Origin of the sequence: Algoriphagus sediminis (genome assembly GCF_030403435.1) — a bacterium.
Taxonomy (GTDB): domain Bacteria; phylum Bacteroidota; class Bacteroidia; order Cytophagales; family Cyclobacteriaceae; genus Algoriphagus; species Algoriphagus sediminis.
Window position 1 is genome coordinate 190,854 of the sequence record NZ_JAUEPH010000006.1, and the last position, 22,939, is coordinate 213,792.

The following is a 22,939-nucleotide window of genomic DNA, read 5'->3' on the forward strand; positions in this document are numbered from 1 at the left end:
AATTTAATGAGAATCCCGCTTAACTTCAGAACCTGAGCTTCCCTGAAGGAAATCAAAATCCACTCCTTCATGGGCCTGATTCACCCGATCTAAGTACAGATTGACATACCCTCTTTCATAAGGAAGTTCGATGGGCTTAAATTCCTTTTTGCGCTTTTCCATTTCCTCGTCTGAGATCAAAAGATTCAGGCTACGATTGGGCACATCCAGCTCGATAATATCTCCATTTTTCACCAAAGCCAAAGGACCTCCAATGGCAGATTCAGGGGATACATGAAGGATGACTGTGCCATAGCCAGTTCCACTCATCCTTCCATCCGAAATCCGAACCATATCTTTGATTCCCTTTTCCAGAAGCTTTGACGGAAGTCCCATGTTTCCGACCTCTGGCATGCCAGGATAGCCTTTCGGTCCCACATTTTTCATCACCATCACGCAGTTCTCATCGATATCCAGATCAGGCTGATCTATTTTTGCCTTGTACTCATCTATGTTTTCGAACACCACTGCCCGCCCGGTATGCTTCAGTAAGTTTGGGCTGGCAGCACTGGGCTTAATGACTGCCCCATCCGGGCAAAGATTACCCTTGAGGACTGCGATACCCGAGTCTGGTTTAATGGGTTTGTCAAGTGTACCAATGAGATTCCGATCATAGCATTCAGCTCCTTCTATATTTTCTCCCAGCGTTTTTCCGGTGACCGTGAGATTATCCACATGGATTTTGTCTTTTATTTCCTTTAAAACTGCCGGAAGTCCTCCCGCATAAAATAAGTCTTCCACCCAATGTTCACCGGAAGGCTGCACATTCGCAATCAAAGGAATCATTGCCGAGAACTTATCAAAATCAGTCAAGTCAATATCTACTCCAATGCGTTTGGCAATGGCAGTGAGATGAAGGATAAAATTCGTAGATCCTCCAAGGGCGGCATTTACCATGATGGCATTTTCAAAGGCTTTCCGATTAAGGATTTTGGACATCTTGAGATCCTCTTTGACCATTTCTACAATTCGAATCCCGGCCATATGCGCCAATACCTTCCTTCGCGAATCTGCAGCAGGAATGGTAGCATTGTCCGGCAAGGCCAATCCTAGCGCCTCAACCATGGCGGCCATGGTGCTCGCAGTACCCATTGGGGCGCAGTGACCTACGGAGCGAGACATGGCTGCTTCGGCCTCAATAAATTCTTCCTGGGATAGCTTGCCAGTTTTGAAATCTTCGGCAAATCTCCAGACATCTGATGTCCCTATCTTTTTTCCTTTGAATCGCCCTACTAACATGGGACCTCCAGACAGCACAAGAGTGGGTAGATCCACTGATGCCGCTCCCATGACCAAGGAAGGTGTGGTTTTATCACAACCGCACATGAGCACCACGCCGTCCATTGCATTTGCACGGATGCTCTCTTCCACATCCATGCTGGCTAGATTTCTGAAAAGCATGGCGGTAGGTTTGATGGAGCATTCTCCCAGCGACATGACTGGAAATTCCAGTGGAAAACCACCTGCCTCCCAAATGCCACGCTTTAGGGCTGCAGCTAAATCCTTGAAGTGAGCATTACAGGGGGTGAATTCGGACCAGGTATTACAGATTCCAATCACAGGCTTTCCACCTTCAAAAAGGTGGTGTGGGAATCCCTGATTTTTCATCCATGAACGATAGATAAATCCATCTTTTCCTTTTCTTCCGTACCATTCGTGGCTACGAAGTTTTTTTTCTGACATAGGTTTGGGCTTGTTAACGCCCAGAATTTACCAAAAAATATTTCTTAGCCCTAGTGAGATCGGGTTTGTGGACGCTCAGCTCTGAAAATTTTGTAAAACCTCTTCAAGTGATTCGAGGTCGATAGTAAAATTGGTGGAAATCGTGTTTTTACTATCTCCCTTATTCAGCGTGTAGTAGTACTTCAGGTTTAATGCTGAAGCAAGATTAAAATAACATTGATTAATGCTATCTCCTACATTTCGAAGTTCTACCACTGAAGCATTATCTGGAAGGAAAAGCATATTGGTCAGGGCAGCACCGTGTAGACAAACAAGCGTTTCAGTTTCTGACATGAGTTCGATCTGCTTTTTCAGACTCATCTTTTCAGCATAGATTACCTCAAAGCCATATTTTTTAACAAGCAGCTCTACGTCTTTTGCATTATGGGATTTTCGCTTTGGAGCGAAGCGACGACTGATGTAAATCTTTCGATGTGGAGCTTTCTCAGAATTTTTTCGGAGTTTATCTCTGGTAAGCTGTGTGAGAGGTACATTGAAATTCGGGAATGTAGCCGTCCTCGACGTTAGGACTAATTTTTTCACCCATATATTCTCATTTGAGCTATAAAATTCAGGTTCTAACCCGATTAGTTTTAGAGACTGCGTGACAAATGGGAGCTGCTTAAATGAATCAAGAAGTAAGACCTTTTTAGCCTCGCTTTTTCTCATTCCTTCCCAGATTCTGGGCAGGCAATCAGTGAGCCAGTGAAAATAATTTGCGCTCCATTCATCTTTGACCCACATGGCATGATCTACAGTCCTCCATTTCCGGATGGAGCAGTGAAGAATCCTCTTGCCGATAGGCAAAAAGCCTAAGCCCTTAGTGTGAGTATGTTCTGAATAAAACTTGAATTTTTTAGGGTCAAATACAGTATCCTGAAGAATGGCTACATTTTCTAATTCTAAAATGGGCAGAATAGAAAAGGTAGCGTTTAGTGCCGGCTCAAAAAGCTTTTTGTCTCCGGGATCTAGGTTTTCCGGTAATTTTCTTTTGACGTTTACTTTTTTCACCTAGGCCAAATAAGGGGACGAATTTTACAATCTTTCAATATCAGCTCCGAGCTTTCTTAGACGCTCATCTATATGCTGATATCCACGATCTATTTGTTCGATATTGTCTATGATAGAAGTTCCTTCAGCAGAAAGTGCTGCGATCAGAAGTGAAACTCCCGCTCGAATATCAGGTGAGGTCATCCGGATTCCACGAAGTGAGGTCTTTCGATCCAGTCCAATGACGGTAGCCCTGTGAGGATCACAAAGGATAATTTGCGCTCCCATATCAATTAATTTATCCACAAAAAATAATCTGGACTCAAACATTTTCTGGTGAACCAAAACCGTACCCTTGGCCTGAGTGGCAGTCACGAGCACCACACTCAGGAGATCAGGAGTGAATCCTGGCCAAATCGCATCCGCTACGGTCAAAATAGACCCATCGATGAAAGTCTCAATTTCGTAATGCTTCTGGGAAGGGATATAAATATCATCATCACGGAATTCCATTTGGATCCCCATTCTTTTAAAAGTATCAGGGATGATTCCTAAGCGAGGAATCTGGGCATTCTTGATGGTTATTTCGGATTCAGTCATAGCAGCCAGCCCGATGAAAGAACCGATCTCAATCATATCCGGAAGCATGGTATGTTCTGTTCCACCTAGCTCTTTTACTCCTTCGATGTGCAGTAAATTGGAACCAATTCCAGTGATTTTCGCACCCATTCTGACCAGCATGGAACAAAGCTGCTGGAGGTAAGGCTCACAGGCTGCATTATAAATGGTGGTTTTTCCTTCGGCCATAGATGCGGCCATAACGATATTCGCTGTGCCTGTTACCGAAGCTTCATCCAACAGCATATAGGTACCCTTAAGGTTCTTTCCATCAATGTGGAAAATCTCTCTTTTGGAATCGTAGCCGAATTTTGCGCCTAGCTTTTGGAAGCCCACAAAGTGGGTATCCATTCTTCTTCGACCAATTTTATCTCCTCCTGGCTTGGAAAGCTTTCCAGTTCCAAACCTGGCTAAAAGAGGGCCTAGGATCATCACGGAGCCTCTAAGGGAGGAGGCTTTTACTAAGAATTCTTCTGTTTCCAGATAGTCCAGGTTAATCTCATCTGCCTGAAAAGTATATGCTTCGGGACCTAGTTTGGTGATCTTTACGCCCATGTCTCCGAGCAGGTCGATGAGCTTATTCACGTCCCGAATGTTGGGGACTTTTCGGAGGGTCATTTTTTCCGGTGTCAGAAGGACACCGCATAAAATTTGTAAAGCTTCATTTTTTGCCCCCTGAGGAGTGATTTCGCCTTGTAGCTTAGTTCCTCCTCTGACCCGGAATGATCCCATTAATTTCTTCGTTTTTTATGATTACTTCTACGCTTATTGCCCCGACGGTTTTTATTATTGTTGTTGTTGCTGCGACTGGTGGAGGATTGAGTTTTAAAGTCTCTCCTGGTATTGGATTCGAAAAGTCCGTTTTCTTTCACCTTATCCAGATCGATATGCAACTTCCCTTTCGAAAGCGTTTTAATATCATCCAAGATTATGCCATCATCGAAATTATCTCGGTTCCAGGTGGAATGAAAACTTCTCATAAGCTGCCCGATATAGATAATCGCCTCTTCCTGCTCTTCGTCATCTTCCATTTCTATCGCCAATTCAATGAGTTTTTCTATGTTTCGGCCATAGTGCTTGAATCGAATCTCTCCTTTTGGGTAGCCAATGGGTAGAGGCTTTCTTCCGAGGATTTTTTTATCCGGCATAGGAAATGGTGAATCCACCTCTAACTTAAAATCCGACATGATGTACAGATCATCCCAAAGTTTCTGATCATTTTCCTGTCTCCATTGGGGATTCAGCCTTTTGATAACATCGATTACTGTGTAGGCGCTCTGAGTTCTTTTTTCACGATCCTCAATAGTCAAAAGATGATCTACCAGACCTTGGATGTTTTTGCCGTATTCTTTCAAAATGTGCGTGTTTATTTTTTCTTTTTCTTCAGGAATCACCTTGGGTTTCTAGTTCCACTTTAAAGGGGAAAAATCGTGGACTACTCGTGATTAATCTATTATCCTGAGCTTCGCAAAGCTAAGTAATAATGTTTTCTCTCCAAAATGTTCAAAATTGATTGTAGCCTTTCTATTTAAGCCTTCCACTTCTATCTTTCTCACCTTACCAAAACCGAATTTTGGGTGCTCCACTAACTGTTCTGCCTGTAAGTTATTGGTATTGGAAGGTTTAAAGTCCGGACTAGGTGTGTGAATTTTTTTCTGAGTCGGCATTCGGCTTTGCGGTTTTCTTTTGATTCCTACAAACCCTGACCGCCCTTCCGAACCTGGCAATCCTTCTTTTCTAAAGGCTCCTGGCATATCTCGACTCGAAGCTTTTTTATTCACTTTGATACACCTCGGATCTACTTCTTCTAAAAAGCGACTAGGCTCACAGTTCAATAACCGCCCAAATCTATAGCGTGTTACAGCATAAGAGAGATAGAGTTTCTCTTTCGCTCTAGTGGTCGCAACGTAAAAGAGTCTTCGCTCTTCTTCCAGATCTTCACGGCTCTGCATCATCATTTGAGAGGGGAAGAGATCTTCTTCCATTCCCACCACGAATACCTGCTTAAATTCCAGTCCTTTAGAAGAGTGAATGGTCATGACGGTGATGGCATCACTGGTGTCTTTATCCTGATCATTATCCGTCAGCAAAGCAATTTCCTGAAGAAAAGCTCCTAGGCTTTTATCTTCATTTTCCTCATTGTCCACATATTCCTTGATCGCATTGAGTAGTTCCTGAACGTTTTCATAGCGATTGAGCCCCTCGATGGTTTTGTCGGAATAAAGCTCTCTTAAGAGTCCACTTTGCTTTGCAATGCTCTCAGCTGCTTCGTAAGCGTCCTTTCTTTCTGTTTCGATCTGGAAAGCTTTGATCATCGTAGCGAAATCTGCCACAGAATTTGCCGCCCGGCCTTTCAGAAAGCTCATAGCGTTTTTCACCACCTCCCAGAGTTCAATGTCATGCTCGTAAGCAGCTACCAAAATGCGTTCTACAGAGGTGTCGCCGATTCCTCGCTTTGGATAATTAATAATTCTTTTAAAGGCTTCCTCATCCATTGGGTTTACCGTAAACCTGAGATAGGCCATGAGGTCTTTGATCTCCTTTCTTTGGTAAAAGGAAAGCCCACCCACGATTTTGTAAGAAAGGTTCAGCTTTCTCAATGCCTCTTCTATCGCTCTCGATTGCGAATTGGTTCTGTAAAGAATGGCAAAATCGCTGTTGTTCAGCTTTTTGTTATTTCTTTCCTCAAAGATGGTGGTAGCCACGATTCTACCTTCTTCGTTGTCTGAAGTGGTTTTGATTAACTCAATGGGTTCTCCATCCATATTTGAGGTCCAAACATTCTTTTTCAGCTGGGCCTTATTCTTATCGATGATAGAGTTTGCCGCGTCCACAATCATTTTCGTAGATCGGTAGTTTTGCTCTAGTTTCACTACAAATAGATCCGGGTAGTCCTTTTCGAAGTTTAAAATGTTCTGGATATCCGCACCGCGGAAAGCATAAATACTTTGGGCATCATCACCTACCACACAGATATTCTGGTGCGCTGCCGCAAGTTTTTTGGTGATTAAGTATTGAGATAAGTTGGTGTCCTGAAACTCATCCACCATGATGTAACGGAATCGCTGCTGGTATTTATTCAATACATCCAGATGATCTCTGAAAAGTACATTGGTATTAAAGAGCAAATCATCGAAGTCCATGGCTCCGGCCTTGAACATTCGCTTTTGATATCGTTCATAGATTTCTCCCATCCTTGGACGCATGGCAGCTTCATCGTCAGCTTTCAGATAGGGATCATTCTGGTATTTCTGCCAACCAATCAGACGGTTTTTCGCCCCGGAAATCCTCGAGAGAACTGTGGCTGGTTTGTAGATTTTATCGTCCAGCTTCATCTCCTTAACCACCGACTTTATCAGGGATTTCGAATCTTGAGTATCATAAATCGTAAAATTCGAAGGATAGCCCAGCCTGTCACTTTCCACGCGAAGGATTTTCGCGAATGTGGAGTGGAAGGTTCCCATCCAGGTATTTCTGGCTTCCAGACCCACCAGGTTTTCAATTCTCTGCTTCATTTCAAAAGCAGCCTTGTTGGTGAAGGTCAGAGAAAGAATCTGAAAAGGATCTACTCCTTTGGCATAGATCAAGTGAGCAATTCGGTAGGTGAGAACTCTGGTTTTTCCCGATCCGGCACCGGCGATAATCATCACGGGCCCGTCGGTATGCTCCACTGCCTTCCGTTGCTCAGGGTTTAATTGATCCAGGTATTCCATCTATCTTCTTTCCTCTCTTTATTTACAGTTTCCACCTTTTATGACTCCAAAGGTACATGTCGGGCTGTTCTTTAATATTCTCCTCTAGCATTTCGCAGAATCTATCGGTAATCGAATGAGGCTTATCCGAGTCGTATGGGGGACTTGCTAAAGGAACATATTCATAGCGGTAATGTCCACGCTTAATTTTGATCATTTTCCCATAGTGCACCACAAGGTTTTTCTTTTTGGATAGGAATTCTGCTCCTTCAAAAAAGACGGCAGGACGATTCAGGAATTCTCGCTGATAACGATTTTCTGAAGAGGGTGGCCGCTGATCTGAGCCCAATAGAACTATTCTAGGGTCTCTCCCCAAGGTAAGCATCCCTCTACGAAACTCCTTTTTTTCAGTCACATATCCACCGAATCTTGTTCGAATGGTTTTCATCAGATTATTGAAAAAGGGATTATTCACTTTAAGATAAACAGTCTCTACAGGTACTTTTGAATATAAATTAGAACCGACCACTCCCCATTCCCAATTGAAGATATGTCCTGCCATCATGAGGGAGCTCACCCCATTATTTACAGGTTGGTCAAGGTCCTGCTGATTGACTATCACAAATCTTCGTCTGAATTCTTCCTCCGAAATGGTCAGGAGCTTGATGGTTTCGGCAATGAAAGCATCGGTAAAGTTTCTATAGAACTTATTTCTGATGTCCTTAATTTCCTTTGGGCTTTTGTCGGGAAAAGCATGAGTAAGATTTTCATCAATCACTTTTTTGCGATAGCGGATCACATAGCGGGCTATCAGATAAAGTAAATCTGAAAAGAGGTACAAGACCCAGAGAGGTAAGCGGGAAATCAGTCGGAAGAAAAACATAAAATGAAAGAAGGAGAACAGCTTTGGCCGTCAGGCTCCGAATAGCAAAATAAATGAAATCGCTCGAATTCCTTTTTGTTTCCTAGTTATAATTTCGGTCTTTGTTTACTTTTGAAACTTATGTCAGACGATAAGCGCAGAAAATATTCGGAAGCCGAAAAGACCGCGATCTTCGATGGGGAGTTTATGCCGCACATAGATTCCATGTATAATTTCGGGTACAGGCTTACATTTGACGAGGACGATGCCAAGGATCTGGTGCAGGATACCTATCTGAAAGCATACCGATTTATCAACTCATTTGAGAAGGGAACGAATGCCAAAGCATGGCTTTTTCGTATCCTGAAAAACAGTTTTATCAATGAGTATAGAAAGAAGAGTAAGCAGCCGGCGAAGGTAGATTATCAGGAAGTTGAAACTTATTACAACTCAGATAATGTTAACTACCAACAAACGTCGGATTTAAGGGCTGAATCCGTAAAGGATATGCTGGGAGATGAGATCTCCAATGCATTAAATAGTTTGGCTGTTGATTTCCGTACGGTGATTATTCTGGCGGATCTGGAGGGATTCACATATGAGGAAATGTCAAAAATTCTGGACATTCCCATAGGTACCGTAAGATCCCGGCTGCACAGAGCAAGGAATTTATTAAAAGTGAAATTAAAAGGTTACGCTCAGGACATGGGCTATGAAACCGAGGAAGAGGAGGATTTATAAAAAAACGATTACAGATGGATAAGATGGAAGGAGCGTCCGAACCAAGAAAGACCCAATGTCAGGAAACTGGTAAGTGTTTTGAGCTTTTGGAAAGTATTTTGGACGGAGAAATTGATAATTCGAAAGAAGTTCTGAAAGAGAAGTTGGCGAAGTGCCAGCCTTGCTTTGAGCATTTTCACCTGGAGCAGGCGATTCGTGATGTGCTAAAGAAAAAGTGCACGAAGCAGAAATTACCTCCACAGCTGGCTGAATCTATCAGAAGCAAAATCCAAGAATTAAAATAAACATGCCCGGAGGAAAAGCCATAATTTTTTCGGCCCCATCGGGGTCTGGGAAGACTTCACTGGTCAGGCATCTGGTGGAGGAGATTCCTGAGCTAGGCTTTTCGATTTCAGCCTGTACCCGGGATCGAAGGGGAAGGCATGAGGTGCATGGAAAAGATTACTATTTTTTAAGTCAGGAGGAGTTTAAGCGAAAAATCGATGAAGATGCTTTTGTGGAATGGGAGGAAGTGTATGCAGGAAATTTTTATGGCACTCTGAAGGAAGAAGTTCAAAGAATCTGGGATGAAGGTCGAACGGTAATCTTCGATGTCGATGTAAAAGGGGGCCTTGCCTTGAAAAAATATTTTGGTGATAAGGCCCTGGCTATTTTTGTAAAAGTCCCCAGTCTGGAGGTTCTAGAGGAGCGATTAAAAGACCGGGGAACCGAATCAGAGGAATCCCTCTCTCGTCGACTTTACAAAGCTGAGTTCGAAGCACAGTTTGAGCCTCAGTTTGATGTTACCGTGGTCAATGATGATTTTGCCAAATCCTCAGCTGAAGCAAAATATTTAGTGAGTGAATTTATAGCCCGATAGTTTTGAAGATCGGACTTTATTTCGGCTCATTTAACCCTATTCATGTTGGTCACTTGATCATAGCCAATACTATCTATGATCGCTCAGATTTGGATCAGGTATGGTTTGTGGTCAGCCCGCAAAACCCTCTTAAGAAAAGAAAATCTCTAGTTCATGAGCATGACAGACTACGAATGGTGGAACTGGCGATCGAAGATAATTTTCACTTTCGTGCCAGCGATGTAGAGTTCAAGATGCCAAAGCCCAGCTATACTATTGATACGCTGGCTTATCTCAGTGATCAGTATCCACAGCATCAGTTTTCCTTGTTTTTAGGTTCAGATAGTGTAAAGCAGCTTAAGCGCTGGAAAAACTACGAGCAGATTCTAGAACATTATGAGATTTTCGTTTATCCCAGACCAGGAGATTCTCCTGGTTTTGATCATGATTCGCTAAACTGGATTGAGGCTCCGCTCCTGGATATCTCAGCTACATTTATTCGTGATTCGATCAAGAACGATCTCTCCGTAAAGTATCTTCTTCCTGAAAAAGTGGAGGAGTATATCCAAGCGAAGAAGCTGTATTTTTAAAAGTAGCTGCTTTTATTTAAAGAGTTGGCACTTACTTTTTGCTGCTTGAAAATTCATGTTTTTTGGATAGTACCCTCCCATTTACTTTCTTGCCAAAGCTCAGACCTATTCACTTTCTATTTTTAAACCTATTCGAATGGATAAACATATTTATGGCTCCGGCCTAATTGGGAATTGCGCCTATATCGCGCATGTGGAGAAGGATACTAACATCAGCTGGCTATGCTTCCCAAGATTTGATTCTGACTTTGTATTTGGTGGGATGCTGGATAGAAAAAAAGGGGGGAAGTTCACCATATTACCTGGTTCGGATGATTTTGAAACCGCACAGGCTTACGTAGAAAACACAAATGTTCTCGAAACTACCGTGAGCTATGACCAGGGTTCATACAAGGTGACTGACTTTGCTCCCCGCTTTAAAAATTACGATCGGTACTATAAACCATTGATGTTGATCCGAAAGGTCGAGTGTACCTCAGGATCTCCGGTAGTTACTATTAATTGCCAGCCTGTGGCAGATCGTGGGGAAAGACAGTTGACGCCAACTTTCGGTAGTAATCATATCCGATATATGGGCATAGATCAGGAGCTTCGTCTGACCAGCAATGCACCTTTAAGCTACATCCAAAGCGGGAAGCCCTTTGCCCTTCATAAAACTATTTATTTGGTGCTTACTTATGGGCGACCTTTGGAAGCACCCATTGAGACCACTTCGGAGAGGTTTTTAAATGAAACCACCAGCTATTGGCAGGCTTGGGTGAAATCAACGCATATTTTTAATTTCCACCAGAAGCTGGTATTAAGGTCCGCCTTAATCCTGAAAATTCATCAATATGAAGATACCGGGGCGATTATTGCTGCTTCCACGACCAGCTTGCCAGAGTCTCCCGGGAGTACCCGGAACTGGGACTATCGATTCTGTTGGATCCGGGACACGTATTACACGCTTACTGCTTTCAGTGGGATAGGTCACTTCGAAGAGCTTGAAAAATATTTTGAGTTTATTCAGAATCTCCCTTGTGATCACAAAGGGAGGTATCAGCCATTGTATTCTATTACAGCAGATTCTTTGCTAACTGAGGAGATCTCGGACCTGGATGGTTACCTGGGAAACAAACCTGTGCGATTTGGTAACCAAGCCTACACCCATATTCAAAATGACCTTTATGGTCAGGTTTTGGTGTCTTTATTGCCTTTATATTCCGATCAGAGATTTACCGAAAGTGAGCGAAGTTCCTCTCAGCCTATGATTATGAATCTTCTTGACAAAATCGAGGAGACCATGCATGAGAAGGATGCCGGGCTTTGGGAATTTAGGAATTTGGCTCAGGAGCACTGCTATACTTTCCTGTTTCACTGGGCTGGTGCCTGTGCTGCCGCAAAAATTGGTATTCGAATGAAAAACGATACCATGTATCAGAAAGCGATAGAGCTTAGGGATGAGGCGACTAAAAAAATAGAGGCTTGTTATTTACCCGAGAGGAAGGCTTATGCTCAGGCTGTGGGCACTAAATATATGGATGCCTCGACTCTTCAGTTGATTACCATGGGATATTTTGGTGATGATCTGGAGCGGGCAAATGACCACTTGAAGGCCCTGGAGGAGGATTTATTGGCAAAGGATTTCTTATTCTACCGGTATAAACATGAGGATGATTTCGGAGTGCCTGAAACCACCTTCCTAATTTGTGCATTCTGGTATATCGAGGCCTTAGCTTGTGTTGGGCGAATCGAAGAAGCAGTGGAAGGCTTTGGCACTCTGACGAAATACTGCAATCATTTACAGCTTTTCTCTGAGGATGTGGATCAAAAAACAGGAAGCCAATGGGGTAATTTCCCACAAGCTTATTCGCATGTGGGATTAATGAATGCTGCGATCAGGATTGGCAAGAAGCTGGATAGACCGAATTTTCTATAATAAAAAAAGAAACCTCAAAGGTCTGTAAGACCTAAGAGGTTTTTGTTTTAAGAAACCAGCTTCGCAAGCAGATTCCTTACCTGCCTGAATGATTTTATATTGTAATTAGCAGCAGTGTAAGCATAGCCTACGCGGATGGAATAAGCATCCTCAGGCATGGCTTTGAAAGTATCTTCATCCGTCCAGTCATCGCCAATAGCAAGTACAAAATCATACTTCTGCCCTTTCATCAGTGCTGTGGCTGCACGGCCTTTGTTGATATCTGGCCTTTTGATTTCCAAAACCATATTTCCTTCCAGCACCTGGAGATTATGACCTCTGGCCATGTATTTCAAGTGGCTGAAGAGCTCTCTCATTCTTAGGTCTCCCAGTCCGCTTTCCACTTTTCTGTAGTGCCAAACCAAAGAGTGATGCTTTTCTTCGATAAAAGCTCCTGGAGTCCTCAAGACATAGTATTCCATGATATTTCTGATATCCTCCTTCCAGCTGGAATCCGCATCCGCATAAAGCTCCCAATCCTTCTGGGTCCGCATTTTAACCCAGACTCCATGCTCGGCAATCATATCTACATTTTGCCCTTTAAACCATTTTCCAAGTGTATCCTTATCTCTTCCTGAGATAATTACTACTTGAGCCTTTTCACTCAGTTTTTTCACGATACCCTTAAGCTCTTCATCGGGTTTGGCATCTTGTGGATTTGATACGAAACCGGTTAGGGTTCCATCATAATCTAGAAATAAGACTGGATTTTTCGCCGCATGGAAACTCTTTTCCATTTCTGTAGTGACCTTTACGTCTACAACTTTGGAATTCAACTCCTGTTGCTTTTGCTTCACATGCTCTACCCGATCCATGAAAACTTTTACCCATTGGAAAATATCATAGGTTTTCAGGCTTTCCTGAAGGGCAGAGATTCTTGCTTTCTGTTCTTCTACTGGCATAGAAAGCGCCTCAAAAATAGTATCAACTAATCCCTGCCGATCATTTGGGTTTACCAGCAAAGCATCCTGTAATTCCTTCGAGGCACCTGCCATTTCTGACAGAATCAATACGCCAGTTTGGTCTGTTTTGCTGGCGACAAACTCCTTACATACCAAGTTCATACCATCCCGTAGCGGGGTCACCAAGGCGATATCCGCCATGCTGTAAAATGCACTGAGCTCATCAAATGGGAATCCTCGATAGAAATAGTGAATAGGTACCCAATTCAATGTAGAATAATCTGAATTGATTCGTCCTACCAGAGTATCTATCTCTTCCTTGAGTTCTTTGTAAGATTGAACTTTATCCCTGCTGGGAACCACGATCATGATCATGGATACTTTGCCATGTAATTCGGGGTGCTGTTCGAGAAGTTGAGCAAAGACCTGAATCCTTTGAGGAATACCCTTGGAATAATCCAGTCTATCAATGGTGAGCAGTAGCTTTTGATCACCTACCTGCTTCCTGAAATTTTTGACAATATTCTGGGTTTTCCGACTTTTGGCCTGCTTCGCAAACTTATCATAATCAATTCCCATGGGAAATGAATCGACATTAATAATTCGATTTTCAGCCTGAATATATCCACTCTCATTTGACAGACCGGTGATTCGTCCTACCGCGGAGAGAAAGTGCCTCATGTCATCATAGGTATGGAAACCGATTAGATCCGCACCGGTAATTCCCTCCAGCAGTTCTTTCCTCCATGGAATCATTCGGATAATTTCATAGGAAGGGAAGGGAATATGCTGGAAAAATGCGATGGTGGCATTTGGCAAGGCCTCCCTAAGCATTTGCGGCAGCAGGAGAAGCTGATAATCATGAACCCAGATGGTATCTTCCGATCCTGCTTTTTTCAGAATTGCTTCGCAAAACATCTTATTCACTCTTACATAAGCTGCCCAGTGATCGGGATTATAAACCATGTATTGGGTGAAATAATGGAATGCTGGCCACAGAGTTTCATTACTGAAACCTTCATAAAACTCTTCTACGTCCTGTTTTGAAAGGAAAACAGGAGCCATTTTAAGTTCATGAAGCTCAATGATAATTTCTGCTCGTTGCTCAGGATCATCTACTGTATTTCCTGGCCATCCGATCCAGATATTTTCACCTTCCTTGTATATGGATCCCAGACCTGTCGCAAGGCCTCCGGCACTAGGTTTGAATTCAAATTTCCCGTTTCGATGTCTTAGACTTATTGGAAGCCGATTCGAAACAATGATGGTTTTTGACATGAGTTTTCTTTGTATAAGTAAAAAATGAGATTTATCTCTTTTGATATAAAATTTACTGATTATCCACAGCTTATGAAACTTATTCCTGTGGAAAGGGGAATAAGTAGGATAAGGGCATAAAAAAAGGCAGCCTCAGCTGCCTTTTGAATTAATCTTTTATAGCTATGTTTTGTGGTTTGGTACTTATTCTTGACCAGATCAGCTCGGCAATATCCCTACCCTGAGTCACTCCGTCTTCTATAGCGGGTAAATAATGGATTCCCCCATAATATCTACTGATGGCTGCTTCTTCCGCAGCTTCAGTGAACGAATCAAACTCTCTGATTGGCAATCCATAATTCACTTCGGAGCTATCTACAATATGCAGATCATCCCCAAATAGCTGCGCAAGAGTGTAAGCTGATGCAGCTGAAGCTACACTATGTCCACTGGTATGCTCAGGGAATGGAGGTGTTTGAAGCAAGGGAACCCATTCTTCATCGATATACTGATTAATGAAAGTTTCAGGTCTTACCAGCTTACTTCTATACTTTTCATCCCAGCAGGAAATAAATGCCTCATTCAGAGAGATACCTGTCAGGGCAAAGGCTTCTGCGGTTCCTTTCCAGTCTGTACCAGCTGCTTTTGCCGCAATGGCCGCAATACTCATCCAGTGACCACCGGGTGTTATTTTCTTGGTTGCAAACATCACATGACCTTTCACATTCATTTTGTAAGGATTACAATCCCAGAATAGAGCGATCTCCTTCTGCTCCTCATTTGCTTCCACTCCAGCATTATAAACTTCCATAGCGAGCTCATAGAATTTTGAGCTAGGCTCTGTGGAATAGGGTGGAGGCGGGGCTGGTTTGAATTGTGCAGCTGAGTCCAAAACAAATGTTCTGATTTTATTCCAATGTGGCTCGATGCCTTCCATGTAGGCAGGAGGAGTAGGTTCCCATGTTCCCGGCTCATTGGTCACGGTGTATTTTGGGAAAGATCTACTTTCATGGTAATTGTCTTCTTTGGAATATGCCAAAACGGCTGTAGCCACCTGGTTCCCAAAATCCATTGACTCCTCAAAAACCTGCTCAGGAATACCTTTTTCCCGAAGCATCTCATAGGTAGCATCTCTATGTTCAGTGATCATATCTTCTGAGAAAATCAGACTTTTTCCGATCTCATAGTAGGCATGCAAAGCTGCCAATGGCGGATAAACATTTTTGGATACCTGGAAGTCAACAGGGCTTGAACCCCTAAGTTGGCCCATTAATGAAACGTACTCCGGGTCAGTGGCTGCAGCAACTTCATAGGCTCCGAGCGAAGCATAAGAGTAAATCCTGGCAGCTACCGGAGGGGAAAATATATCGTGAATAATTACTTCCGTTACTTTATCCTGTGCTTCGTTCAGATAGTGACCATCTGTGATCACCCCTGAATAATCCACTTGTTCCTGACAGGATGCCAGAAAGTAGAATGGAACGAGTAAGAGGATATATTTTAATTTTTGCATAAGGGTAGATAAGTTTTCTTTTGCGCTGCAAATATACGAAAATCAAAGGGCCGTCTCAAGTAAATGGCAATCCTTAAGAAATTATAAGGAACGGCTCTGACAGCCTGATTTCCATCTGTTTTACGCTATTTATTGGGAAGAAGATACACGGGGCCGTTATGCGTCGCCGCTAATATGAAACCTAACCCAGGAATTGATTTGACAGATTTGATTTCCAAAGAGGTGGAAACTCCCTCAGGGTTGGGAAGTGCCGTGCAATTTCCATTTTTCCAGCTGAGTATGCTCAGTGCATTTGCTTTTGCATCACCCAGATCCACTCTGAAACCTGACATGTTTCCACCTAAAATCAATTGACCTTTTTCTTCAATCCATTCTATTGAGTTTATGGGTGACAATTGAGCCTCCGAAGGAAATGGTTTGAATTCAAATCCACCACTCTCATTTTGTAAATATACTCCAGACTGAAAGTTATGGACAGGATATTTATTGGCTTTCTGCAAAGCTTCTGAAGCTAGCAACTCTTCTGGTGAAGATACTTTTGAGTATTCCGCATAGGAGCTATGCTTCCCCTTGATACCGGGGATTTGAGCAATTAAATCATCTCTACTCACTAAGGGCACAAGTCTTTCACCCAAATACCTGAAAATTATTGGGTCATTTTGGCCATTGCTGTCGAAATCATAATGATATAGCCAAACGGGTTTTTCTACACTTGCTTTGAGCTTTGAGTTTAAGCCCAAATTCCCAATGGCTAAATCTATCAGGCCATCTTGATTGAAATCACCGGATGTGATTTCTTGAATCCAGCCAGCAGAATATTCCAGACCCGTTGGAAATATTTCCTGAAGTTTTCCGGAATCTCCAACTTTGAAAACTCTCAATTTCTGCCAGTCGCCGGATAGAATCAATTCCTTTTGTCCATCCTGGTCCAAATCCTCCCAAATGGCAGCATTGATCATTCCCAGTGAATTCGATTCTGGGAAGAATTCTGAAGTAGCTTCTTTAAATCGACCATTTCCATCGTTTACCAATAAGTAGCTGGAAGGTCTAGCTCCATAATCCCCAGAGATCACAGAAACTCCAACAAAAATATCATCATCACCATCCTGATCGAAATCATGAATAGCTAAAGCCGAGGTGTTTTCACCCCTTGGGGGTAAGGCATTTGGTGAGAATCGAAAATCACCTTGTCCATCCCCAAAATAGACTCTGTCAAAAAGAAAAAGATTTCCTGATTCCAGTTCATTTCCGGCACTGCCCACATAAAGATCCAAGAGTCCATCTCCATTAAAATCAGAGAACTCCGCTACTACATCTTCAGCTTTGGCTAACTGCTCAAAAATCGGATTAACTAATGATTCAAAGCCATTTTCCTTCTGAATCATCAAAACTCCAGCCTGATCTTTGGCACCACCCAGATAAATATCTAAATCTCCATCCTTATCCACGTCGCCAGCGGCTACTGCAGGTCCTAGCATTGCGAAGCTTCTGGGAAGTAGATACTCTCTATCCCATTCATCAAAATCCTCATTCTCGGTATGTTTCCAATCAAGGGTTTTAATTTCAACCGTTTCGTTTTTTTGAGCGAAGACTAATCTTTTTCCATTCCCTTTTTTCAGGGATAAAGTTGTATTCAGAGAGTCTGTTAGGAATATCTCGGGATAGGAGTCAGACCAATCAACTCGAATGGAGTCGATTTTTTTGTTTTGGCCCAGGCCAAAAATCAATTCAGGAGCTACCGAAGATTGGAAGCCCCGGCTGGTAATCAACCGCTGAGACCAGATTTTTCCTGATGAATATAAACTGACTTTTGAACCTATTCCCAGAGGATTCAAAGAGTTAGATTCCAGCTTGATCTGCAAGAAAGAATTACCATTACCTTCGGTCAGATTCTCATAAATAAAGGCAGGCTGATCCATATTATTTATGATCAAATCCAAATCTCCGTCATTATCCAAATCGGCATAGGATGATCCATTTGAATAGGATTCTTGATTCAGTCCCCATTCCTCAGAAACATCCTCAAAGCGTAAATCTCCGAGGTTTCTGTAGGTGAAATTACTCAGTTTCATAGTGGGAAGCATCTCCACCTGACGCCTCCTGAGTTCCGTCATGGTCAAATTTCCAGGAGCCTCTTGGCTGTATTGGATGAAGTCCAGGTCATTAGGTCGTTTTACTATTCCATTGGTGATGTGGATGTCTTTATTCCCATCATTATCCAGATCGACCAAAAGGGGAGACCAGCTCCAATCTGTGGCACCCACACCCGAAAAGTATGCTACCTCTGAGAAGTTTCCTTCGCCTCGATTCAACTGAAGGTTGTTCCTTACATATTGATCAGCATAGCCGAAAGTCTTCTTTATCGCATACACTTCCTGTTTATCCTCTCCCACAGATTTCATCCAAATCTCGGGGTCCTGAGCAAGCATGTCAGTGGTGAAAATCTCCGGTAAACCGTCACCGTTAAGATCACCGGAATCATTGCCCATGCTGTATCGGCTGGTATTTGAAAGTGATTTTTCCAATGATTCTATGAAAGTTCCATCCTGTTGATTCAAATACAGGTAATCGTTCTCGGTAAAATCGTTGGCGACATAAATATCCAACCAGCCGTCCTCATTAAAATCATTAATGCTCACACCAAGCCCAAAGCCTAATATGGAGGAGTAAATTCCAGCTTCCTGTGTCACTTCCTCAAATCCTCTTTCACCTTGAGCGGCTTTATTCCGGTAAAGTTTATCCCCAAGAGGGTCAGGTTTGATTCTGTTTTTGGAGTTGGTAAAGACCTCTGGAGATTTTACAGAATGGTTTAATAGATAAAGGTCAAGATCACCGTCTTTGTCATAATCGAAAAATACGGCATGGGTACTAAGCCCTTTAAAATCGACTCCATAATATTCAGCAAGTTCAATGAAAGTTCCATCTCCCTGATTGATGTAAAGCCTATTTTGACCTTCAAGTTCTTTAAATCCAGAAACCTGACATACGTAAATATCCAGCAATCCATCTCCATTTACGTCGCCAGTGGCCACCCCGGTGGACCAGGTGCCAGTGGATTCCAGACCGGCCGATTCGGTGGCTTTTTCAAACTGCAGATTTCCCTGGTTCAGGTAAAGCTCATTCGAGACTTGATTCCCAGTGAAAAAAATATCGATCAGACCGTCTTGATTAAAATCTCCAGAAGCAACCCCGCCTCCATTGTAGAAATAAAGATATTCGATGATGTTAAGGGTGTCAGTAGAAATGAGTCGATTTTCAAAATCTACACTGCTTTCTTCGGGAGTCAGCAGATCGAATGCCTTCTTCTCCTTTTCCGTCTCACAAGACCAAAAAATCGAACTCAGTCCCAATATGAGCAGGCAAAATCTTTTCATCAAACCCTCAATCAAATCTCCAGATTTCAGCTTTATCATTACTCTTTGAAACCAAAAAGGAATTTTCCGAAAGCGGCTGGATCGCTCGTACATCTCCCTCCAATTTCAGACCATTTTTCCAGTTTGGCCAATAGCTAAATGCACCGTTTCCATCACCCAGAAGAACTTCTCCTTGACTTGCATCATACTTTCCCACTTCTGGCTTAGCCCCACTCAAATTACCACCAAGAATTAAATCGAGGTGTTGATCCTTGTTGATGTCCATCACTGCAATCCCAAAAACCCAGGATTTCTGTGCCATTTTTGGTAAGGGAACCCATTCGTATTGTCCATTTGATTTACTCAATAATACCCCACTTCTGAGCTCATTCACTTCTTTCACAATCGATTTTTCCAAAACCTCTGGGGAGAATATTTCTTCAAGCGTTTGATCATTGTAATCGCTGTATTTTATGTAGCGCTTTCTTATTGAGGGAATCTGCTTTTCCAGCTCATGCTTAAGGGTCAAAGGAATTTGCTGACCATCAATTTCCTGAATAGTGAGGTGTTCTATGGCACCATTCTGATCAAAGTCATTTACATGCATTTTAATAGGCCGCTCTGTAGATGCCTTAAAGCGTGAATTTTGTCCATGATTTCCCAGAACAAAATCAGGATAACCGTCCTCGTTAAAATCTCCTACTGCGATCTGCCGGAACCAGCCCTTCTGCTGATCAAGATCTGGACTTTCGATCAATTCTAGGCCTTTCGTGGTGTTCCTGAAGAAAAGAGGTTGACCCCAATCCTGAACCAAAACAAGATCATCTATTCCATCCTGATCCCAGTCTGCGGCAACAGCATCAGTCACCATTCCCAAGTCAATCAGTGAAGGGGCTAACTCAGCCGCCTTTCCTGAGAAGTTACCATTCCCATCATTGATCCAAACTTGAGAGGAGGAGGGTGCGCCATAAACAAAAGGGACCAACCTTCCACCTGTGAAAATATCCGGGTTTCCGTCTTGATTGATGTCAAGAATGGCCACTGAGGAGCTACTTCCTCTTACACTATTCAGACTTTCTTGCTCACTTTTCGTGAAATTTCCCTTGCCATCATTCAGATATAGCCTATCGATTAATTCTCTGGAATTAAGAGGAGATTCATTACCCCCAGAGGTCACGAATAAATCAAATGCTCCGTCTCCATTGGCATCAAAAAACACAGCATCTGTGTCTTCAGAATCCTTATCTTCTTCGAAAATCTGTTGTTCGGAAACCTTGTAGGATCCTTCCATATCCTGAAAATAGATTTGGCCTGAGAATCCTTTGGCTCCGCCAAAGAAAAGATCATCCAAGCCATCTCCATTCACATCACCTTTCGCCAAAGCCTGGCCTTCTGTGGAATACATGTGGTAGGTCAGGCGATCTCTGTCAAAATCAACGAATATGTTTTCCTCGTGGTCAAAATCAATTGTGTTCGCATCTTCCTTTGAGAAAAATGGTTCTGGGAGGTTTGCGAAGAACGGTTTATTGGTTTCTGAGGCATCTTTTTCCAGAACAGTTAAAATTTGATCCGCCTGAGGCTCCTGAATTTCAGAAAGCTTTCCACTCGGCCACAGAATCTCAATCTTTTGAATTTTGTCATTTTGGCCCAGGCCAAAGAAAACCCGTGGATCCACGGAAGATTGAAATCCACGGTTAGGTATCTGTTCTGCATAGAGGGTGTCCATCTCGCGGAACACTCTGATCTGGCTTCCGATTCCTGCCAGATTTTTATTGTCACCTTTGAGTTCTATTTGTAGACTATGTGCCTCCGGATTAATGGTTCTTCCCTGATTTTTGAAAAGCTGAGCAGGTTGATTTACATTATTTACCACTAAATCTAAAGTGCCGTCATTGTCCAGATCACCGTAGGCCGCTCCGTTAGAATGAATAGCTTTGCTTAACCCCCATTCAGTCGCCAGATTAGTGAAATTCAATCCTCCTTCGTTTTTAAATGCATAATTTGGAACAGGATTTACAGGAATAGGGTCAATCAAAGCTTTGTAATCCACACCCTCTTCAGAGATGATTTTCATTTTAGTATCTGCATCATCAATGAAGTTCAGATAGTCCAAATCTGTGATGTCCTGATAAATCCCATTTGCTACGAAAAGGTCTCGCTTTCCATCACTATCCATGTCAAAAATCAATGCTCCCCAACTCCAGTCGGTAGCCTCTACATTGGCCAGTCTTCCCAATTCGCTGAAGGTCCCGTCTCCATTATTCAGGTGAAGCATGTTTCTACTAAACTGATGATAGTATCCGTAATTCAAGTTGAATTGGTACTTGTCCCAGTTTTCGAAGGTGGTGACCTGCTTGATTCGGGCAGGAGGCTCAGGAAGCATGTCAGTCACGAAAATATCAAGAAAGCCATCCCCATTAATATCGGCGATGTCTGCTCCCATGGAGGCCGCACTGATGGAGCGCATTGATTTTTCCAGAGACTCGGTGAAGGTACCGTCCTGATTATTGATATATAAATAATCCTTCTCGAAAAAATCATTGGAAATAAAGATATCCGGCCAGGTGTCCTGGTTCACATCTCCAATGGTAATGCCCAGCCCAAAGCCAATTACACTTCCATAAATTCCGGCTTGTTCACTGATATCGAAAAATTTTCCTTCACGATTTTCAAAAAGCTTATCGCCGCCAACCTCGTCACGGACGGGCCGCTCATTTTGCATTTTATTAAAGCTACCGATAGCCTGATAGCTATTGTTTAATAAGTACACATCTAGATCCCCGTCCTTATCAAAATCGAAGAAAACCGCATGCGTGCTAAAACCTTGGTCGGCCAGGCCATACTCCTCAGCTTGCTCCAAGTAAGTGCCGTCTCCCTGATTAATGAAAAGCTCGTTTTGCTTGTTATCTCCCTGAATATCCCCTGAATTACAAACGTAAATATCCAGAAAGCCGTCAGCATTGACATCAGCCATGGCTACGCCCGTACTCCATGCACGATTACCGGCTACACCAGCGGTTTCCGTAACATCCTCAAATTTGAAATCTCCCTTGTTCAAATAGAGTTTATTTGAGGACATATTGGCGGTGAGATAGACATCCAAAAGTCCATCATTATTTACATCTCCGAGGGCTACACCACCTCCATTGTAATAATTCCGGTAGGTGAAAATATTGAAGTCCTCATCGAATGAGAGATTATTGGCAAAATCCAAACCTGAAACTTCCGAACTAATCTCCTCAAATAGTGGATCGGAAACTTCCTGAGGTTCATTTTGCCCGCAGGCAAAAAGGCCAAGAGTGACTATTCCAGCTAATAGTAATTTTTTCATGAAGGTTTCTCCGATTGAATGTTTTTATACAATGGCAAATCCACAATCTCAGCCCGAACCACAGAAATGTGCTTTTTGAAAATTCGAATCCTCCTGTTTCCGTCCACTTTTACCCAAACTCTTTTGGTCTCATCTTCATCGGTCACCTCAATAAAACCCTCACCGTACCACTCCTCGAAAAGGACTTTAACGTCGTCCAGTAAGCGATCTGAATTCATCTCCTCATTCCAAGGAGCGTAAGCCTCGTATGTAAATTCTACCGGCATGAGGTAGATTTTCTTTTCATTAAACTTTGGGAAAAAGCGCATCGAAGCTTTATTCCCTGAAGGCATATCTGCTTTATATTCTACTGAAAGCTCGGTCGGTCCATTGGTGAGGATGCCTTCTTTATTTAAATCCCAGCAGGTCTCATAAAAGGATTTTTGAGTCATACCTAGTTCCAAACCCAGGAAAATGTCATTCACCACTTTGCCGGAGGCTAATTCCCTAGACTCCATTTTCTGATATTCGGTTTCGCAAGAGGCCAGAATGAAA

16 protein-coding genes are annotated in these 22,939 nt (G+C 42.8%); 5 read left to right on the forward strand and 11 right to left on the reverse strand.

Features of this window, described 5'->3' with window-relative positions; translation table 11 throughout:
• Positions 1–3: 3 nt before the first annotated feature.
• From QVH07_RS14465 to QVH07_RS14490, 6 genes are all read right to left on the reverse strand, one after another.
• The gene (locus QVH07_RS14465; protein WP_290001655.1) at positions 4–1,722 is read right to left on the reverse strand and encodes an IlvD/Edd family dehydratase; all 1,719 of its coding nucleotides are present in this window, start codon (positions 1,720–1,722) and stop codon (positions 4–6) included.
• Positions 1,723–1,797: 75 nt separating this feature from the next.
• On the reverse strand, positions 1,798–2,772 hold the full coding sequence (locus QVH07_RS14470; RefSeq protein ID WP_290001658.1) for a glycosyltransferase family 61 protein: 975 nt from the start codon (positions 2,770–2,772) through the stop codon (positions 1,798–1,800).
• A gap of 24 nt (positions 2,773–2,796) precedes the next feature.
• Complete coding sequence (murA, locus tag QVH07_RS14475) at positions 2,797–4,101, reverse strand: UDP-N-acetylglucosamine 1-carboxyvinyltransferase (RefSeq protein ID WP_290001661.1); 1,305 nt, start codon at positions 4,099–4,101, stop codon at positions 2,797–2,799.
• On the reverse strand, positions 4,101–4,724 hold the full coding sequence (locus QVH07_RS14480; protein WP_290001665.1) for a DUF4290 domain-containing protein: 624 nt from the start codon (positions 4,722–4,724) through the stop codon (positions 4,101–4,103). The genes murA and QVH07_RS14480 overlap by 1 nt, the downstream gene beginning before the upstream one ends.
• A 90-nt stretch (positions 4,725–4,814) precedes the next feature.
• A complete protein-coding gene (locus QVH07_RS14485) occupies positions 4,815–7,082 on the reverse strand; it encodes an ATP-dependent helicase (RefSeq protein ID WP_290001667.1) in 2,268 nt (755 codons plus the stop codon).
• A gap of 22 nt (positions 7,083–7,104) precedes the next feature.
• A complete protein-coding gene (locus tag QVH07_RS14490; protein WP_290001952.1) occupies positions 7,105–7,965 on the reverse strand; it encodes a lysophospholipid acyltransferase family protein in 861 nt (286 codons plus the stop codon).
• A gap of 99 nt (positions 7,966–8,064) precedes the next feature.
• On the opposite strand from QVH07_RS14490, the gene QVH07_RS14495 reads away from it, so the two are divergent.
• From QVH07_RS14495 to QVH07_RS14515, 5 genes are all read left to right on the forward strand, one after another.
• The gene (locus tag QVH07_RS14495; protein WP_290001669.1) at positions 8,065–8,664 is read left to right on the forward strand and encodes a sigma-70 family RNA polymerase sigma factor; all 600 of its coding nucleotides are present in this window, start codon (positions 8,065–8,067) and stop codon (positions 8,662–8,664) included.
• A 14-nt stretch (positions 8,665–8,678) separates the two neighbouring features.
• Positions 8,679–8,948, forward strand: a complete 270-nt coding sequence (locus QVH07_RS14500; protein WP_290001673.1) for an anti-sigma factor — start codon at positions 8,679–8,681, stop codon at positions 8,946–8,948.
• Positions 8,949–8,950: 2 nt separating this feature from the next.
• Positions 8,951–9,523 (forward strand): guanylate kinase, encoded by a 573-nt coding sequence (gene gmk, locus QVH07_RS14505; RefSeq protein WP_290001675.1) that lies wholly within the window; start codon positions 8,951–8,953, stop codon positions 9,521–9,523.
• A 2-nt stretch (positions 9,524–9,525) separates the two neighbouring features.
• Positions 9,526–10,092 (forward strand): nicotinate (nicotinamide) nucleotide adenylyltransferase, encoded by a 567-nt coding sequence (gene nadD / locus QVH07_RS14510; protein ID WP_290001677.1) that lies wholly within the window; start codon positions 9,526–9,528, stop codon positions 10,090–10,092.
• Positions 10,093–10,228: 136 nt separating this feature from the next.
• Complete coding sequence (locus QVH07_RS14515; RefSeq protein ID WP_290001681.1) at positions 10,229–12,010, forward strand: glycoside hydrolase family 15 protein; 1,782 nt, start codon at positions 10,229–10,231, stop codon at positions 12,008–12,010.
• Positions 12,011–12,057: 47 nt separating this feature from the next.
• On the opposite strand, the gene QVH07_RS14520 is transcribed toward QVH07_RS14515, so the two are convergent.
• The 5 genes from QVH07_RS14520 to QVH07_RS14540 all read right to left on the reverse strand — a co-directional run bounded on the left by QVH07_RS14520 (position 12,058) and on the right by QVH07_RS14540 (position 22,902).
• Positions 12,058–14,229, reverse strand: coding sequence for a bifunctional alpha,alpha-trehalose-phosphate synthase (UDP-forming)/trehalose-phosphatase (locus QVH07_RS14520; RefSeq protein ID WP_290001684.1), 2,172 nt, complete (start codon positions 14,227–14,229; stop codon positions 12,058–12,060).
• A gap of 148 nt (positions 14,230–14,377) precedes the next feature.
• On the reverse strand, positions 14,378–15,721 hold the full coding sequence (locus QVH07_RS14525) for a vanadium-dependent haloperoxidase (RefSeq protein WP_290001689.1): 1,344 nt from the start codon (positions 15,719–15,721) through the stop codon (positions 14,378–14,380).
• 125 nt (positions 15,722–15,846) lie between these two features.
• On the reverse strand, positions 15,847–19,134 hold the full coding sequence (locus tag QVH07_RS14530) for a VCBS repeat-containing protein (RefSeq protein ID WP_290001692.1): 3,288 nt from the start codon (positions 19,132–19,134) through the stop codon (positions 15,847–15,849).
• Positions 19,103–22,405, reverse strand: coding sequence for a VCBS repeat-containing protein (locus QVH07_RS14535; protein ID WP_290001694.1), 3,303 nt, complete (start codon positions 22,403–22,405; stop codon positions 19,103–19,105). The genes QVH07_RS14530 and QVH07_RS14535 overlap by 32 nt, the downstream gene beginning before the upstream one ends.
• Positions 22,402–22,902, reverse strand: coding sequence for a hypothetical protein (locus QVH07_RS14540; protein WP_290001697.1), 501 nt, complete (start codon positions 22,900–22,902; stop codon positions 22,402–22,404). The genes QVH07_RS14535 and QVH07_RS14540 overlap by 4 nt, the downstream gene beginning before the upstream one ends.
• Between the last annotated feature and the right edge of the window lie 37 nt (positions 22,903–22,939).